The 15010-nt window shown below is 29.5% G+C and carries 15 protein-coding genes; 4 read left to right on the forward strand and 11 right to left on the reverse strand.

Annotated elements, in window-relative coordinates:
* Nucleotides 1-11 precede the first annotated feature (11 nt).
* A complete protein-coding gene (locus tag AC2TEO_RS17375; RefSeq protein ID WP_442266031.1) occupies nucleotides 12-2423 on the reverse strand; it encodes a TonB-dependent receptor in 2412 nt (803 codons plus the stop codon).
* A gap of 157 nt (nucleotides 2424-2580) precedes the next feature.
* Between AC2TEO_RS17375 and AC2TEO_RS17380 the strand changes: the two genes are divergently transcribed.
* The gene (locus AC2TEO_RS17380) at nucleotides 2581-2943 is read left to right on the forward strand and encodes a CoA-binding protein (protein ID WP_442266032.1); all 363 of its coding nucleotides are present in this window, start codon (nucleotides 2581-2583) and stop codon (nucleotides 2941-2943) included.
* On the opposite strand, the gene AC2TEO_RS17385 is transcribed toward AC2TEO_RS17380, so the two are convergent.
* From AC2TEO_RS17385 to pyrR, 5 genes are read right to left on the reverse strand one after another with little or no spacing between them, the layout of a single operon-like run.
* Entirely contained in the window at nucleotides 2940-3881 is a 942-nt protein-coding gene (locus AC2TEO_RS17385; RefSeq protein ID WP_442266033.1) for a ribonuclease Z, read from the reverse strand. The genes AC2TEO_RS17380 and AC2TEO_RS17385 overlap by 4 nt on opposite strands.
* Nucleotides 3878-4198, reverse strand: a complete 321-nt coding sequence (locus tag AC2TEO_RS17390; protein ID WP_442266034.1) for a T9SS type A sorting domain-containing protein — start codon at nucleotides 4196-4198, stop codon at nucleotides 3878-3880. The genes AC2TEO_RS17385 and AC2TEO_RS17390 overlap by 4 nt, the downstream gene beginning before the upstream one ends.
* A 19-nt stretch (nucleotides 4199-4217) precedes the next feature.
* Nucleotides 4218-4550: a hypothetical protein gene (locus AC2TEO_RS17395; protein ID WP_442266035.1), complete on the reverse strand. Its 333-nt coding sequence runs from the start codon at nucleotides 4548-4550 to the stop codon at nucleotides 4218-4220.
* 3 nt (nucleotides 4551-4553) lie between these two features.
* Nucleotides 4554-5486: an aspartate carbamoyltransferase catalytic subunit gene (locus AC2TEO_RS17400; protein WP_299679749.1), complete on the reverse strand. Its 933-nt coding sequence runs from the start codon at nucleotides 5484-5486 to the stop codon at nucleotides 4554-4556.
* The gene (gene pyrR / locus AC2TEO_RS17405) at nucleotides 5486-6043 is read right to left on the reverse strand and encodes a bifunctional pyr operon transcriptional regulator/uracil phosphoribosyltransferase PyrR (RefSeq protein WP_442266036.1); all 558 of its coding nucleotides are present in this window, start codon (nucleotides 6041-6043) and stop codon (nucleotides 5486-5488) included. Before pyrR ends, AC2TEO_RS17400 begins: the two co-directional genes overlap by 1 nt.
* 147 nt (nucleotides 6044-6190) lie before the next feature.
* Between pyrR and AC2TEO_RS17410 the strand changes: the two genes are divergently transcribed.
* Nucleotides 6191-8083, forward strand: coding sequence for a SulP family inorganic anion transporter (locus tag AC2TEO_RS17410; protein ID WP_442266037.1), 1893 nt, complete (start codon nucleotides 6191-6193; stop codon nucleotides 8081-8083).
* A 197-nt stretch (nucleotides 8084-8280) separates the two neighbouring features.
* On the opposite strand, the gene AC2TEO_RS17415 is transcribed toward AC2TEO_RS17410, so the two are convergent.
* From AC2TEO_RS17415 to AC2TEO_RS17435, 5 genes are all read right to left on the reverse strand, one after another.
* Entirely contained in the window at nucleotides 8281-8916 is a 636-nt protein-coding gene (locus AC2TEO_RS17415) for a class I SAM-dependent methyltransferase (protein WP_442266038.1), read from the reverse strand.
* A 37-nt stretch (nucleotides 8917-8953) separates the two neighbouring features.
* Nucleotides 8954-9667: a PA3715 family protein gene (locus AC2TEO_RS17420; RefSeq protein ID WP_442266039.1), complete on the reverse strand. Its 714-nt coding sequence runs from the start codon at nucleotides 9665-9667 to the stop codon at nucleotides 8954-8956.
* A gap of 194 nt (nucleotides 9668-9861) precedes the next feature.
* The gene (locus AC2TEO_RS17425; RefSeq protein WP_442266040.1) at nucleotides 9862-11613 is read right to left on the reverse strand and encodes a M14 family metallopeptidase; all 1752 of its coding nucleotides are present in this window, start codon (nucleotides 11611-11613) and stop codon (nucleotides 9862-9864) included.
* A 115-nt stretch (nucleotides 11614-11728) separates the two neighbouring features.
* Nucleotides 11729-12181: a pantetheine-phosphate adenylyltransferase gene (gene coaD / locus AC2TEO_RS17430; RefSeq protein ID WP_299679770.1), complete on the reverse strand. Its 453-nt coding sequence runs from the start codon at nucleotides 12179-12181 to the stop codon at nucleotides 11729-11731.
* Nucleotides 12182-12222: 41 nt separating this feature from the next.
* On the reverse strand, nucleotides 12223-13197 hold the full coding sequence (locus tag AC2TEO_RS17435; protein WP_442266041.1) for a D-alanine--D-alanine ligase: 975 nt from the start codon (nucleotides 13195-13197) through the stop codon (nucleotides 12223-12225).
* A 109-nt stretch (nucleotides 13198-13306) separates the two neighbouring features.
* Here AC2TEO_RS17435 and AC2TEO_RS17440 point away from each other — a divergent pair, with 109 nt between their 5' ends.
* Together AC2TEO_RS17440 and AC2TEO_RS17445 are read left to right on the forward strand one after the other, a co-directional pair.
* The gene (locus AC2TEO_RS17440; RefSeq protein WP_442266042.1) at nucleotides 13307-13864 is read left to right on the forward strand and encodes a PASTA domain-containing protein; all 558 of its coding nucleotides are present in this window, start codon (nucleotides 13307-13309) and stop codon (nucleotides 13862-13864) included.
* A 21-nt stretch (nucleotides 13865-13885) separates the two neighbouring features.
* Nucleotides 13886-14923, forward strand: a complete 1038-nt coding sequence (locus AC2TEO_RS17445) for an RluA family pseudouridine synthase (protein ID WP_442266043.1) — start codon at nucleotides 13886-13888, stop codon at nucleotides 14921-14923.
* Nucleotides 14924-15010 lie beyond the last annotated feature (87 nt).

Consider the following 15010-nt stretch of genomic DNA (forward strand, 5'->3'; position numbering starts at 1 on the left):
CACCCTTTCAATTAAAAGAAACCTCCGCCACCTTGTTTCTCGTTACTATCTCTTCGTCTTCTTGATTTAGCTTTGTTTTTACCACCACCAAACCTATAATTAAAGCCTAAGTATGCCGTTCTACTCTCCCATTTAAATCTACCGTTTTGAACAAATGGATTACTAGATTGAAATTGGAAACGCATCGTATTAAAAATATCATTTACTCTAAAAGTAATATTACCTTGTCCTTTAAATACAGTATAATTTGCGCCTAAGTTTACCATTTTCATTGGGTCTACTTTCCATTGAATATCTTCTTGTGCGCCACGATACATTGCAAATAATTGTAAACGTAGTTTTTTTGATACCGTAAAACTATTACTAATTCGAGCATTAAAAACTTCGTTTTGAACTTCTAATCTCTGAGCGTTAGGATTATTTAAATCTGCAATACCAAATTGTTTCTGAGAATAAAAATCAGCACTTGCATTTGCTCTCCACCAATTAGCAATTTTATAATTAGCAGAAAGTTCAATTCCGTATGCATCTGTATCGTCAAAGTTTTGGAATGTTAGTAATTGACGAACATCAGAAACATCTGTAGGATCTTTATATGTAACTCTAGAAATAACATCATTAATATTTCTATAGAAAGTTCCTAAAGTGATAGATCCTCCTTTAATTCTTCTTGTATAATTTAATTCAAGTGAGTTAGTGAATTGCGGAACTAAATTCTCATTACCAATAGAAGTGATTAAAGGTGTACTCCATTCTCTAATAGGGTTTACTTGTTGTATACTTGGTCGATCAACTCTTCTACTATAACTTAATTGAAATTGATTCTTTTCAGAAGGATTGTAGGTAAAGAAAGCAGAAGGATAAATAGAGAATATGTCATCGGTTACAACTTCAGTTGTTAGAACAGAATTATCATCTAACCCTGTAAAATTCCCTTCAATTTCATATTGTTCTATACGTGCACCTAATTGCATCTTTAGTTTACCAAATTGATGGCCGTAATTTACATAACCAGAGTAAATTTTTCTATCATAAGTAAAACTAGAGTTTCCTATAGGGGTAGTACCTGTAATTGTATTTCCTGTAAACACATGTCTTTCTTGATTAGTAATGTTTGTATTGTCAGTTTCATTACTTCTGTACTCTAAACCAACTTCTAATTTTCCTTTTTTAGAAATAGGATTTGTGTAATCTAAGTTTATTAAAATATTTTCCCCTTCGTTATTTATATCATTAGAATAGTTTAATAATCTATAATCTCTATCCGTAGAGTTTAATAATAAATCAGAATTATCTAAAAACTGTGGATTATTGTTTAAAGAGTAAGTAGTTTCAAATTCTATATTGTGTCCTTTATCATTAAAATCATGTTTATAGTTAATGTTATAGGTTTGATTGTGACTATCTGAGTTTTGAATGTTAGGTGAATTGTTTATTAATGAATTAGTATTATCAGTAATTAATACACGTCCGTTTCCAATAGTTTCAGCCCAATTCTGTGTTGTATATAAAGAAAAAGTGTTTTTATCGTCGATATATATATCTGCTCCAATTTTAAAAAGATGTGATTCATTATTGTTTTTGAAAAGAAAATCTTGAAGGTTTACTCCAGCTCTATTCACAAAACCAAAATTAAATTGTTTACCTCCATTAAATCCATAGTTACTGAAGAAATTTACTTTTCCAGTTTTATAATTCATATTAGTAGAAGCATTGTAACGAACATAATGCCCTGTTTCAACTCCAGTATTTAAAGAACCATTAAAACCAATATTTGCATTTTTATTTAAAATAATATTTATGATTCCACTCATTCCTTCAGGATTATATTTTGCAGAAGGATTTGTAATTAATTCTACACTTTTTATAGAAGAAGAAGGTAATTGTCTTAGCAATTGTGCTACAGGAACATTTGTAGGTCTTCCGTCTACTAAAACTCTAACATTTTCGTTACCACGCAAGCTAATATTTCCAGTTTGGCTGTCTACACTTACAGATTGTACGTTGTTTAATAATTCAGAAGCTGTTGCTCCGGCTGAAGTTAAATCTTTACCAACATTAATTACTTTTCTATCTACTTTTTGAACTACAGTAGAAGTTTCTGCCCTAATTTCTACCTCATCTAATGTAGTTGTATCTTCTTCTAAAGAAATTGTTCCTAGTTTAATATTTCTATTACCGCTTTTAATTGTAATTTCTTTACTGATAGTTTTATAACCAATAAATTGAACTTCTAAAATACTTTTCCCTTCAGGAATTTTAGGAACATTAAATACTCCTTTCTCATCTGTAATACCACCAGTTATTACTTTTTTTGAAATATCTCTAATAATAATGTTAACATATGGAAGAGGTTCTTTTGAAGTTTTATCTATAACCTTACCACTAACTTTTCCTGGCCTGGGTAAATTTTCTTTTTTCATCTGAGAGAATGAAAATGTACTTATTAAAATAATGAATATGCATAGTGCTTTTTGCATTGTTGTAATCTTTTAGTTGTTATACCGACTAGACATTTTGGTGAGAAAATTGTTACCCAAAAATTCCCTTTTAAGTTTTATTTAACTTAAATTAACAAGTATGAAAAAAACAACATTAGTGATTGGAGCCTCGGTAAAACCTGAGCGATATTCGAATAAAGCGATTAAAAGATTAAGGAGTAAAACTATTGAAGTAAAAGCTATTGGTTTAAGAGCTGGAAATGTTCTAGATGTTGCTATTGATACTGAATTGAAGCTTTATAAAGATATACATACTGTAACATTATATTTAAATCCGTCAAGACAAAAACAGTACTATAATTATATTATTGGTTTACAACCTAAACGTGTAATTTTTAATCCAGGAACAGAAAATTTTGAATTTATAAAGTTATTGCGTAAAGAAAATATAGAGACCGAAGTTGCTTGTACATTAGTTTTGTTAGGAATTGATCAATATTAGTTAACCAATTCATTGCAAGGTTTTAATGTGGTGTACTTTTTTCCAACTTCTCCTAACTCAACATTATTAAAAACGTTTTCAGCTTCTTCTTTAAAGCATGTCACATCTGAATAACGGCTTGAATAATGCCCTAAAATTAATTTTCCAACATTAGCTTCTTTAGCAATAATAGCAGCTTGCTCAGCAGTAGAATGTTTTGTGCGCTCACAAAGATGTTCTAATTCTTTTAAAAATGTTGATTCATGATATAATAAATCGACATTTTTGATAATCGGAATAATATCCGGTTTAAAAGTAGTATCGCTACAATATGCGTAGCTTTTTGGAGCTTCTGGGGATACTGTTAATTCGTCGTTAGGAATAATTTCCCCTGAACTTAAAATGAAATCTTTACCAGCTTTTAAGTTGTGGTAATCACAAATTTCTATTTCGTCGTATTGTTTAATATTGTCTAAATGTAAATGCCTTGCTTTAGGTTTTTCAGTAAATAAAAAACCATTAGTATATACTCTATGATTAAGAGGTATTGTTCTTACAGAAACCTTATCATCTTCAAAAATTAATTCGCTTTTTTTAGATGTTAATTCATGAAAAATAATAGAATATCTGACATGAGACTGGGAAAGTTTTAGTTGTAATAGAGTTAGTTCTTTAATTCCTTTAGGGCCATAAATATGTAATTCTTTCTCCCGGTTTAAAATACCAAAGGTTGATATTAATCCTATTAAACCAAAAAAATGATCTCCATGCAAATGAGAAATGAATATATGATTGATTTTAGAAAAACCAACTTTGTATTTTCTCATTTGTCTTTGCGTACCTTCACCACAGTCAATTAAAAAATGACGGTTATTAATCTCAAGATATTGAGAAGTGGGGTAGGCATTTACTCTTGGTGTGGCAGAGTGACATCCTAAAATTGTTAACTGTAAACTCATTTAATTACAAAACGTTTCGACATTAATTCATTGTTCGTTTGAATAGCGTAGATGTAAATACCAGATTTTAAATTGTTTCTATCAAAATGAATCGTGTTTTTGCCTTTATGAGCAACGATTTTCTTGAAAAAAACAGTTTTACCTAATACGTTTTTTACACTAATAATAACTTTTTGTTTGTTAGTTGAGTTAAATGATATGTTGGTTATTGAGTTGTATGAGTTTTGAGATGCTACTAGTTTATTCACAGATTTTTCTTGCGAAAAAGCACTAGCAAAACAAGCTATACAAAGAATTAAGAGTATTTTTCTTATCATAATTGGGGATTATAATTAGTTAAAAACCTAGATCTCTTTGAATGTTTTCCATTTCTAAAACATCTTCTGCTTCAACTAATGTTGGAACAATATTAAATGTTTCAGGAAAACTATCAATATCTACATCAGGATAAATTAGAACAAAAGTTGTGCCGCTTTTATGATGTAAATTTGCATATTCTAAAAATAATGAAATTTCCGATGATTGTACATTAAGTTTCGACGAAAGGTCAATTATTACATTGTTTTCTGTAAGATTTTTATGATTAACTGTGAAATAATCGTAAAATTCTTTAAAACTCTCTTCTTGAGAAGTAAATAGTATGTAATCGTCTTTTTCTTCGAATTTCATTTTTTATCTCTTAATTTGTTGTGCTAGCAAATATAAAACAGCCATTCTAACTGCAACACCATTTTCTACTTGATTTAATATAATAGATTGTTTACTATCAGCTACATCACTTGTTAATTCAACACCTCTGTTTATAGGTCCTGGGTGCATAATTACAATATCCTTGCCAATGTTATCTAATATTTCTTTGTTAATTCCAAAAAGTTGAGTGTATTCTCTGGTAGAAGGGAAATATTTTATAGCCATTCTTTCGTGTTGTACACGTAAAACATTGGCTACATCACACCATTCTAAAGCTTTTTTAAGGTTAGTTTCAACTTCTACACCTAAACTTGTAATATATCTTGGAATTAAAGTTGTTGGTCCGCATACTTTTACTTTCGCACCTTGCATTTGTAAAGCAAAAATGTTAGATAAAGCTACTCTAGAGTGTAAAATATCACCAACAATTACGATCTTTTTTCCTTTCAAATTAGAATTTAATGCTTCCCGCATAGAAAAACTATCTAATAGTGCTTGTGTAGGGTGTTCATGAGTTCCATCTCCAGCATTAACTATTTTTGCATCTACATGTTTAGAAAGAAAAACTCCAGCTCCTACATTACCATGACGCATAACAACAATATCAACTTTCATAGAAAGAATATTGTTAACAGTATCAATTAAGGTTTCTCCTTTTTTAACAGAGGATTGTCCTGCAGAGAAATTAATTACATCAGCAGATAATCTTTTCTCAGCTAATTCAAAAGATAATTTTGTTCGCGTACTATTTTCAAAAAATAAGTTTGCTATTGTGATATCTCGTAAAGAAGGAACTTTTTTAATCGGACGATTAATAACTTCCTTAAAATGAGCTGCGGTTTCGAAAATGAGTTCTAAATCATTTTCTTGTAAATATTTAATCCCTAATAAATGTTCAACACTTAACTGCTTCATTAGTTATCTATCTTAGGTAGTTTTGGTATTAAATAAATTTCGTCTTTGGAATGTGTTTCTTCCCAGTTTACTACTACTTTTTCTTCATTAATAGCATCTACTTGTCTACCTCTATAATTGGGTTGAATTGGTAAATGTCTACTAAACCTTCTGTCAATTAAAACTAAAAGTTCAATGTTTACAGGTCTACCAAAAGCTTGTAATGCAGTTAAGGCTGCTCTTACACTTCGGCCAGAATATAAAACATCGTCTATAATTACTACTTTTTTGTTTTCAATTAAAAAGTCAATTTTAGTAGGAGTTGCTTCTAAAGGTTCGTCTTTTCTTCTAAAATCATCACGATAAAAAGTGATGTCTAAAAGACCAAGCTTTAAATTTTCTATTTGATAATCTTCAATAAGAATCTTCTTTAAACGTTGCGCTAAATAAGTTCCTCTCGGTTGTAAACCTATTAAAACAGTATTTGAAAAGTCGTTATGATTTTCGATTAACTGACAAGCTAAACGATGCAGAATTATGTCGATTTCTTTTGAAGTAAGTAAGGTTTTTCTGCTCATGAGTTGCTACCAATTTTCTTGATAGTTATTGGGGTCAAAATTAAAGTAAAAAAATAAGTAAGCAAAATTTAAAGTTAACGAAACTAAAAAGTGTATCAATAAAATTATTTTTACATTTGCCAACTTTTAGAAAAGACTTGTGATATTATGATGAAATACATTAGAAATAAGAAGATTAACGTTAAAGATGATGCATTAGCTGGTATTACAGTTTCTTTAGCAATGATCCCTGAAGTTGTAGCCTTTGCCTTTGTAGCACAAATTAGTCCAATAGTAGCACTTTTTGGTGCTTTTGTAATCGGTTTAATTGCTGCAATTTTTGGAGGAAGACCAGGTTTAATATCTGGAGCAGCTGGAGCTGTAGCTGTTATTTTTGTAAATATGATTCAAGAAGGACACGCAAAAGGCCTCTTGTTTGGACAACCTGTAGAAAACATGGGGTACTTTTATTTATTGGCAGCGGTTGTATTAATGGGAATTATTCAAGTATTGGCAGGTGTTTTTAAGTTAGGAAAGTTTGTTCGTTTAATTCCTCATTCTGTAATGATGGGGTTTGTAAACGGTTTGGCAATCGTCATTTTCATAGCACAATTAGGAATGTTTAAAGAGCATGTGAAGAATGTATATGGAGAAAATAAAAGAAAAACTATTTCTAAAGAATTAGTTTATAACGTACAAAATAATCAAGTTAAAGATTTGGCTTCTAATACAGTTTTATTTACCATTAATGAAAACTCTGTAGTGAATGCAGAGACCAAAAAAGAAGCATATCTTATTTCTGAAGGTCAGGTTTTTGATGTAAATACTAAAAAAGTAGCTTTTAATGTTACTGATCAAGGTTTTTACTCTGTAAAAGATCATGGTGTAGTAAAAGAAACTATGACTGGTAAAGATTTATATACTATGATTGGTTTAGTGTTACTTACAATGTTAATAGTTTGGGGATTACCAAAATTGACTAAAAAAGTTCCAGCTGCATTAACAGCAATTCTAATTGTTTCTTTAGTTGTTATTTTAGGTGGAATTAATTCTATAAATGTAGGAGATTTTATTAGAGAAGGTGGTGGAGCTGGTTTAAACGGGGTAGACGAAATTTCTAAGAAATTAAATATTTTCGAATTATGGAGTCATCTTCCATTCAATTTAGACACTTTAAAATTTATTGCACCTTATGCGTTTTTAGCTGCTTCTGTTGGATTAATTGAAACATTAATGACAATGAATTTGGTTGATGAGTTAACAGATTCTAGAGGAAATGGAAATAAAGAATGTGTGGCTCAAGGAGCAGGAAATATTTTAAGTGGAATGTTTGGTGGTACTGGAGGTTGTGGTATGATTGGACAAACTGTAATCAACATTAATGCAGGAGGAAGAGGAAGATTATCTGGAGTTTCAATGGCTGTTACTTTGTTAGTTTTTATTTTGTTTGCAGATAAATATATCGAACAAGTACCAATTGCAGCTCTAGTTGGAGTAATGTTTATGATGGTGATAGAAACATTTGCTTGGTCTAGTTTTAGAATATTAAAGAAAATTCCAATTTCAGATGCTGTTGTATTAATTGTTGTTTCTGCGGTTACTGTATTTTTTGATTTAGCAATAGCTGTTTTCGTAGGTGTAATAATTTCTGCATTATCTTTTTCTTGGGAAAATGCCAAAAGAATTAGAGCCAGAAAGCGTATGCTTGAAGATGGAACCAAAGTATATGAAATTTGGGGGCCTTTATTCTTTGGAAGTATTACTTCATTTAATGAAAAATTTGATGTAAAAAATGATCCGGATAACGTAGTTATTGATTTTGTTGAAAGTAGAATTTCAGATCACTCTGCTTTAGAAGCGTTGTTTGTTTTAGTAGAGAAATATCAAGCAGCAGGAAAAACTATTAAAATGAAACATTTAAGTGAAGATTGTAAAGTTTTAATGTATAAGGCAAGTGATACATTTAGAGATGTTATAATTGATGATGTAGACGATCCTCGTTATCATTTAGCGGCGAATCCAGAAGCTTTTCCAAAGCCATTAAGAGAATATACTTTTTAAATAAAAAAATCCTGCATTTAGCAGGATTTTTTATTTCTGAAATAACCAAACATCTTGTTGAGGTTTTCCGTCTTCTATTTTTCCTGGAACATGTTTTAGAATCTTTAAACCATATTGTTTAGCAATTTCTAACATAAAAGATTCAGACTGATATGCAGAAAATAAACGATTTCCTTCTTTTTTAAAATCATGTACAATTAGTTTTCCTTCTTTATATTTTCAAGTTCTTTAGCTGTCAGTTTAAATTGATGAGCATTTCCGTGTGTAGTTAAAAATAAGATACCATTAGGTTTTAAAACGCTATAAAGTTCTTCAAACCATGAATGATGTTGGGCTAAAGAAAGGTGAGTAAAGATGGAAATACCATATACTAAATCAAATTTTTCTCTGTCGTAAGGTAGAGGAGGAGTGATGTTATTGAGTTTAAAATCAATTCCATTTAAATTATTTTGACACCATTTAACATATTTAGGATTATAATCGCAACCAAAATAATTATTAGTTGTACCAGCTACAGTAGGTAAATGTCTTAATATCCTACTTGTTCCACATCCCCAATCTAAAATACTAACGTTTTTTAACGATTTAAATTCATTTACATAATCGTAAATCCATTGTGCAGTAGGAAGACCATTTGTGTAAAATTTCTTGTAGTTTAATTGAAAAGTCTCATAAATATAAAAATCAGGAGGAAGTTTTACATCAGGATTATCTAATAAAAACTTTCTGTTATCTTCTCTGTTTTTAAATTTTTGACGATAGAAATTAATTTGTTCAACTAATGGTAACAAGTTTAATCTGGTTAAAAATCTTTTTATGACGATTTTTTTCATTGGTTTTTCTGCGTATTTCTAGTCAAAGGTAAATAGGTTATTTATATACTTTTCCATTAAATTTTAAAACTGTTTTTTGAAATGATATTTTTTCTTCATCTATACATTCACCAGTTTCATCAGTGTCAGATTTTCTATTGGTGATTTTATTATTTACGATAATATCGAAAAAACCATCTGTTTTATTTTTAGATAAAATCAAAGTCTTTTCTTCATTAATACTCCATCCAGCACATTGCATATCCCATTCACCAACATATTCTTTGCTCTCAAAATGATCTAGTACTGGAATCAGTTTTTCTTCTTTTTTTAAAAATAAAGTAAGTGTTTCAGAGCTATATGGGTTTGGTTTAGATAAAGTGTAATATGAAGAACGAATTCCGAATGCTCTTTTATCTTTTGATACATAATATGGGGCAGTATCAATTTTTATTTCAGATAAAATTAAAGCATCAGAAGTCCAATATGAAGGCTGAAAATATTTATGTTTTATTTTACTAGTATTGCTGTCTATAATTAATATATATCCATTATATTCTTCTGTTGTATCATCACTTTTAATAATTTCTGGTATGACAACTATTGTTTCATTCTTAGTATTTGGTAGTTGTTTAGAAACTATAAATCCAACTTCACATTGACTTCTTTTTAAACTTAATTGATGTAAAACTTTATCTAAGTCAAAATTTGTTTGACTGTAGGCATTATAAGTTAATACTAAGAGTAAAAAAGCTGTGAGTTTTATTTTCATAAAAAATTACTTGTTCGTTGTGATTTGGCCGTTTTTATCCCATTTAATGTTTGTAATCAAATTATTGTTGTCCTAATGTTCTTTTCTTATTTCCTTTTTTATTTTAGAAGTAATTTCTTTTTTATTGTTCTTTTTTGTACCACAATTCATAAGAATTAAACCTAATATTATGAAAGAAAGGAAAGTCTTGTACATTATTTCATAATTTTAAAAACAGGTAGTCTTAAATGAGCTTTTTCATAATGTTGTGTTTTGGTATAAATCCAATTTAATTGTGCTCTTGGATTTTTATTGAAAGTAGAATCCATACTCATTTTCTGATCAAATTCTGCTTTTACAAGTGGATTCTCATTTAAAAAAGCTTCAGCTTTGTCTTCAAAAACATAACTAGAAAATCCTTCTTTACGTTGTAAAATTGTATCAAAAAAATTCCAATTAAAAAAACTATCCATTGCTTCAGCTTCTAATGTTTCTAGTAAATAACGAATTCCATTCTGATTCGTAGGAATTATGTAATCTCCTTTTTGAAATTTAATGTCTTGAAAAGAAGAGTTTACTTCAGTATTGTAATGCAAATAATGTCCTTCAAATGGAGAACTAACTGTTTTAAAGTCTTTAATGTGATTTACTTCCACATTTAAAATAGTATCTTTTTCAAAACGAATAAGCTCAATATTGTTATTCTGTAAACGAGAAATAACATTATGCCAACCTTTCGGAATTACATATGCCTTTGGAATAGTTATATTTTTAGTAGTCTTAAAGTTGTTGTAGTATTTTACAGGAACTTCGTAAGGTTTATTTTTATCATAAAATAAACGTTTTCCATTGGTTACTTTACTATCAATATAACTTCCTTTGTAAGCTTTAAAATTGAATTCAGTAGGATTGTCTAAATCAACTTTAAATTGAATAGCGTAGTTTTTTTTATTAATAATATTTTGAACAGCTTCAGTTCTTAACGATTTTATTTGACTACTATTTTTCTCAGTGAAGTCGAGCATCGATTTCATAAGTTCGTAAGTTTGTTCTACACGAATTTTATAAGGTTTTAACATGTGTGTTTCTACCATCATACCAAAAGTGTTAAACAAAGTTGTGTAGCCAGTTGAATATCTTGGAGAATCCATAAATTGACTCCAACCTTTATCTGGTGTCGAGCTCCAAACATTTACATATGGGGTAATTGGAATTCCTTTTTTAGCTAAAGATTGTTCTAAAAACGGACGCATTTCTTGTTCTAGGTAAGCGCCAAGTTCACCACCTAATTTATTATGTTGTGTAAATAAATGGGTAATTGCGTACTGATAATCGGCTCCATTACTTACGTGATTGTCTATAAATATATCAGGACTTACAGTATGAAAAATTTCAGCAAAACTTGCAGCGTTTTTGGTGTCTTGTTTTACAAAATCACGATTTAAATCAAAGTTTCTAGAATTTCCTCTAAAACCATATTCTTTTGGTCCATTTTGATTTGCACGTGTGTGAGCATTTCTATTTAAAGCTCCACCAATATTGTATACAGGAATTACACAAATTAAAGAGTTTTTATAAGCTTCTTGTAAAGAATCATTTTGTACAATATCTCTTAGTAGAAGCATAGAAGCATCAATACCGTCTGATTCTCCTGGATGAATTCCATTATTGATTAAGATTCGATTTTTTTTTGAATCTTTTATTTGATTTTTTTTAGTTTTTCCTTTTGGATTATAAACTACTAAATGTAAGGGATTACCGCTATCTGTAGTTCCAAATTCGAGTAAAGAAACTTCAGAATATGTATCTGCTAAGTCAGAATAATAAGAAATTACTTCATTATATTCTGGAGTTTCTAACCCATTAGATTTTTCAAATGTAGTTGTAAAGTCTTTAGAAGATTTAGTTTCAGTTTTATGACAAGAAAGAATACAAATTACTAAAGAGAGTAGTATTGTTTTTTTCATTTTTGGTTCTTGGTTTCACCAAATATAAATCTTTCAAAATAATTTTAAATCAAACTATGTCATTCTTTTAACTTCTTAAACTTTGATTCTAAAATTTGCTGATTTAGAATTATAATTATGATCTCACAGAATCAGGAACTAAACCAGTATAATCTCCACCATTTCTAATAACATCTCTAACAATAGATGAAGAAATGTAACTTTTACCAGAAGAAGTAAGTAAAAATACAGTTTCTATTTCTGAAAGTTTTCTATTTGTATGCGCTATAGCTTTTTCGAACTCAAAATCTGCAGGATTACGAAGTCCTCTTAAAATAAATTGAGCGTCGATTTCTTTACAGAAATTTACAGTTAAGCCTTTATATGTAACTACTTTTATCTTTGGTTCGTTTTTAAAAGTTTCTTCAATAAACTGTTTTCTTTTTTCTAAAGGAAACATGTATTTTTTATCAGCATTCACTCCAATTGCAATAATAAGTTCATCGAATAAAGTGATGCCTCTTTCAATAATATCTAAATGCCCTAAAGTAATAGGGTCAAAAGATCCTGGGAAAATAGCGCGTTTCATTTTTAATTATGTTGTTAATGGTTGTGTTATTTATATTTTGTTTAGGAATTTAGGCTGCTTTCTATTGCGTTTCCAAATAGTTCAGTTAAACTAATTCCTGCTTCTTGTGCTTGCTGTGGTAAAATACTTTCCTCAGTTAATCCAGGAACGGTATTCATTTCTAAAAAGTGAGGTACACCATTTACAAAGATATATTCAGATCTAGAAAACCCACTCATATTTAAAACGGTATATACTTTTTTAGCAACTTCACGTACTTTAAATTCTTCTTCTGAAGTTAGTCTTGCTGGAGTAATTTCTTGAGATTTACCTTCATATTTAGCTTCATAATCGAAGAAATCATTTTCGGAAACAATTTCAGTAATTGGTAAAACTATAGTTTCAGTCTTGTATTGAATAACTCCAACAGAAACTTCTTTACCATCTAAAAAACTTTCGATTAAAATTTCATTGTCTTCTTTATAAGCTTTTTCTATCGCAGGGAGAATGTCTTCTTTTGTATGTGCCTTAGAAATACCAAAACTCGACCCAGCATTGTTAGGTTTTACAAAACAAGGTAAGCCTACTTTTTTTATAATTGTATCTACATCAACAGTTTCACCTTGGTTTAAATATACTGAGATTGCTGTTGGTATATCATACTTTCTTAAAATACTTAATGTATCTCTTTTATTGAAAGTTAAAGCCATTTGATAAAAAGGGGCAGAGGTATGTTTAATTCCTAATAAATCGAAATATGCTAAAATCACTCCGTTTTCACCTGGTGCACCATGAATTGCATTAAAAACACAATCAAAAGTTAATTTATTTCCTTTAAAATCAACAGAGAAATCATGTTTGTTTACAGGGAACTTTTGTTTATCTTCAACTAAAAACCAACCTTCTTTTAAAATATGAATACAGTAAGGATTGAATTTATATCTGTCTATATGTTGATATACAACATTTCCGCTCTTTAGAGAAATAGCTACTTCAGAAGAGTAGCCGCCCATGATAATGGCAATATTTTTTTTCATTTTCAATAATTAACCTTACAAACTTACCAAAAAAGTATTTTAAAAATTAATGTTTTTAAATTAGTATTATTTTTAATGTACATTTGTTGAATCTTTCAAAAAATCAATAATGAAATTGTTACAGTTTTTAAAGAGCAAGGTTTTCGTAAAACAAATTATAATTGCTATAATTGGATTGCTACTATTTGTGTTTTTATTACAATGGTGGTTAGGGTATACTACAAATCATAATCAGAAAATTCAAGTACCAAACTTAGAAAAGAAAAGTATTGCTGAAGTAAAACAATTACTAGATGAGTTAAGTTTAGATTTTATTGTGATTGACAGTGCTAGTTATAATCCAGATTTTCCAAGAAAATCAGTAATGGAGCAAAATCCTGAAGCTGGAGATTTCGTAAAAGAAAAAAGAAAAATTTATTTGACATTAAATCCATCAAAATATAAAGATGTTACAATTCCTGATTTAAATGGGAAAACAAAGCGTCAGGCAATTACACATTTACGTTCAATAGGTTTTTCTGTTGGAGAAAAATTCACATATGTTCCAGATATAGGAAAAGATGTTGTAAGAGGGTTAAAATACAAAGGAAAGCAAGTAGGCTTAGGAGATAAATTACCTAAAAAATCTGTGATTGATCTTATTTTAGGTGATGGATCTTTAAATTAAACTTTTTTAAATAGAGATTAGATGCAGGAGGAGAATTATGATATTCAAGACGAAAGTTCTGAATTATATGAACATTATCGTTTTACAGCTACAGAAGGACAAGATCCTTTACGTGTAGATAAATTTTTGATGAACTTTATTGAGAATGCTACACGAAATAAAATTCAACAAGCGGCTAAGGCAGGAAACATTTTAGTGAATGATAAAGCTGTAAAATCGAACTACAAAGTAAAACCAAAAGACGTAGTTCGTGTAGTTTTAGCACATCCACCACACGAAAACTTATTAGTAGCTCAAGATATACCAATTAATATTGTATATGAAGATGATGATGTTATAGTGGTGAACAAAGAGCCAGGTATGGTGGTTCATCCAGGTCATGGAAATTATTCAGGAACTTTAGTAAACGGATTAATTCATCATATCGAAAACTTACCAAAGAATAGTAATGAACGTCCGGGTTTAGTTCATAGAATTGATAAAGATACCAGTGGTTTATTAGTTGTGGCTAAAACTGAATTTGCTATGGCGCATTTATCGAAGCAATTTTTTGATAAAACTACAGAACGTTTGTATTATGCGTTAGTTTGGGGAAGTGTAGAGAATGATGAAGGAACTATTGAAGGACATATTGGGCGAAGTGCTAAAGATAGAATGCAAATGGCAGTATACCCTGATGGAGATTATGGAAAAGCAGCAGTAACACATTATAAGGTTATTGAACGTTTTACTTATGTTACCTTAGTGGAATGTCGATTAGAAACAGGACGTACACATCAGATCAGAGCACATTTTAAATATATTGGTCATACTTTATTTAATGATGAGCGTTATGGAGGGGATCAAATTTTAAAAGGAACTACATTTTCTAAATACAAACAATTTGTAGATAATTGTTTTAAGTTATTACCAAGACAGGCACTACATGCAAAAACTTTAGGATTTGTTCATCCAACTACTGGAGAGTTTATGCAATTTAATTCCGAAGTTCCAGAAGATATTACAGCTTGTTTGGAAAAGTGGAGGAAATATTCTACGAATTCAACATTTGAAAGTTAAAAAAAGCTATTTACTGAGAATCGCGTATTTCAAAAAATCTTATGATATATACAGAATACGCGATTCTCAGTTGTTATGTTTTTTTAA

This window comes from Tenacibaculum aquaeponti (genome assembly GCF_057221555.1).

Bases quoted from the DNA above. Each gene is read 5' to 3' on its own strand.
- AC2TEO_RS17385 (WP_442266033.1), bottom strand. From the start codon at position 3,881: ATGAGTTTACAGTTAACAATTTTAGGATGTCACTCTGCCACACCAAGA.
- AC2TEO_RS17380 (WP_442266032.1), top strand. From the start codon at position 2,581: ATGAAAAAAACAACATTAGTGATTGGAGCCTCGGTAAAACCTGAGCGA.
- AC2TEO_RS17425 (WP_442266040.1), bottom strand. From the start codon at position 11,613: ATGAAAAAAACAATACTACTCTCTTTAGTAATTTGTATTCTTTCTTGT.
- AC2TEO_RS17400 (WP_299679749.1), bottom strand. From the start codon at position 5,486: ATGAAGCAGTTAAGTGTTGAACATTTATTAGGGATTAAATATTTACAA.
- AC2TEO_RS17410 (WP_442266037.1), top strand. From the start codon at position 6,191: ATGATGAAATACATTAGAAATAAGAAGATTAACGTTAAAGATGATGCA.
- AC2TEO_RS17435 (WP_442266041.1), bottom strand. From the start codon at position 13,197: ATGAAAAAAAATATTGCCATTATCATGGGCGGCTACTCTTCTGAAGTA.
- AC2TEO_RS17395 (WP_442266035.1), bottom strand. From the start codon at position 4,550: ATGAAATTCGAAGAAAAAGACGATTACATACTATTTACTTCTCAAGAA.
- AC2TEO_RS17415 (WP_442266038.1), bottom strand. From the start codon at position 8,916: ATGAAAAAAATCGTCATAAAAAGATTTTTAACCAGATTAAACTTGTTA.
- AC2TEO_RS17420 (WP_442266039.1), bottom strand. From the start codon at position 9,667: ATGAAAATAAAACTCACAGCTTTTTTACTCTTAGTATTAACTTATAAT.
- AC2TEO_RS17445 (WP_442266043.1), top strand. From the start codon at position 13,886: ATGCAGGAGGAGAATTATGATATTCAAGACGAAAGTTCTGAATTATAT.
- coaD (WP_299679770.1), bottom strand. From the start codon at position 12,181: ATGAAACGCGCTATTTTCCCAGGATCTTTTGACCCTATTACTTTAGGG.
- AC2TEO_RS17440 (WP_442266042.1), top strand. From the start codon at position 13,307: ATGAAATTGTTACAGTTTTTAAAGAGCAAGGTTTTCGTAAAACAAATT.
- AC2TEO_RS17390 (WP_442266034.1), bottom strand. From the start codon at position 4,198: ATGATAAGAAAAATACTCTTAATTCTTTGTATAGCTTGTTTTGCTAGT.
- AC2TEO_RS17375 (WP_442266031.1), bottom strand. From the start codon at position 2,423: ATGAAAAAAGAAAATTTACCCAGGCCAGGAAAAGTTAGTGGTAAGGTT.
- pyrR (WP_442266036.1), bottom strand. From the start codon at position 6,043: ATGAGCAGAAAAACCTTACTTACTTCAAAAGAAATCGACATAATTCTG.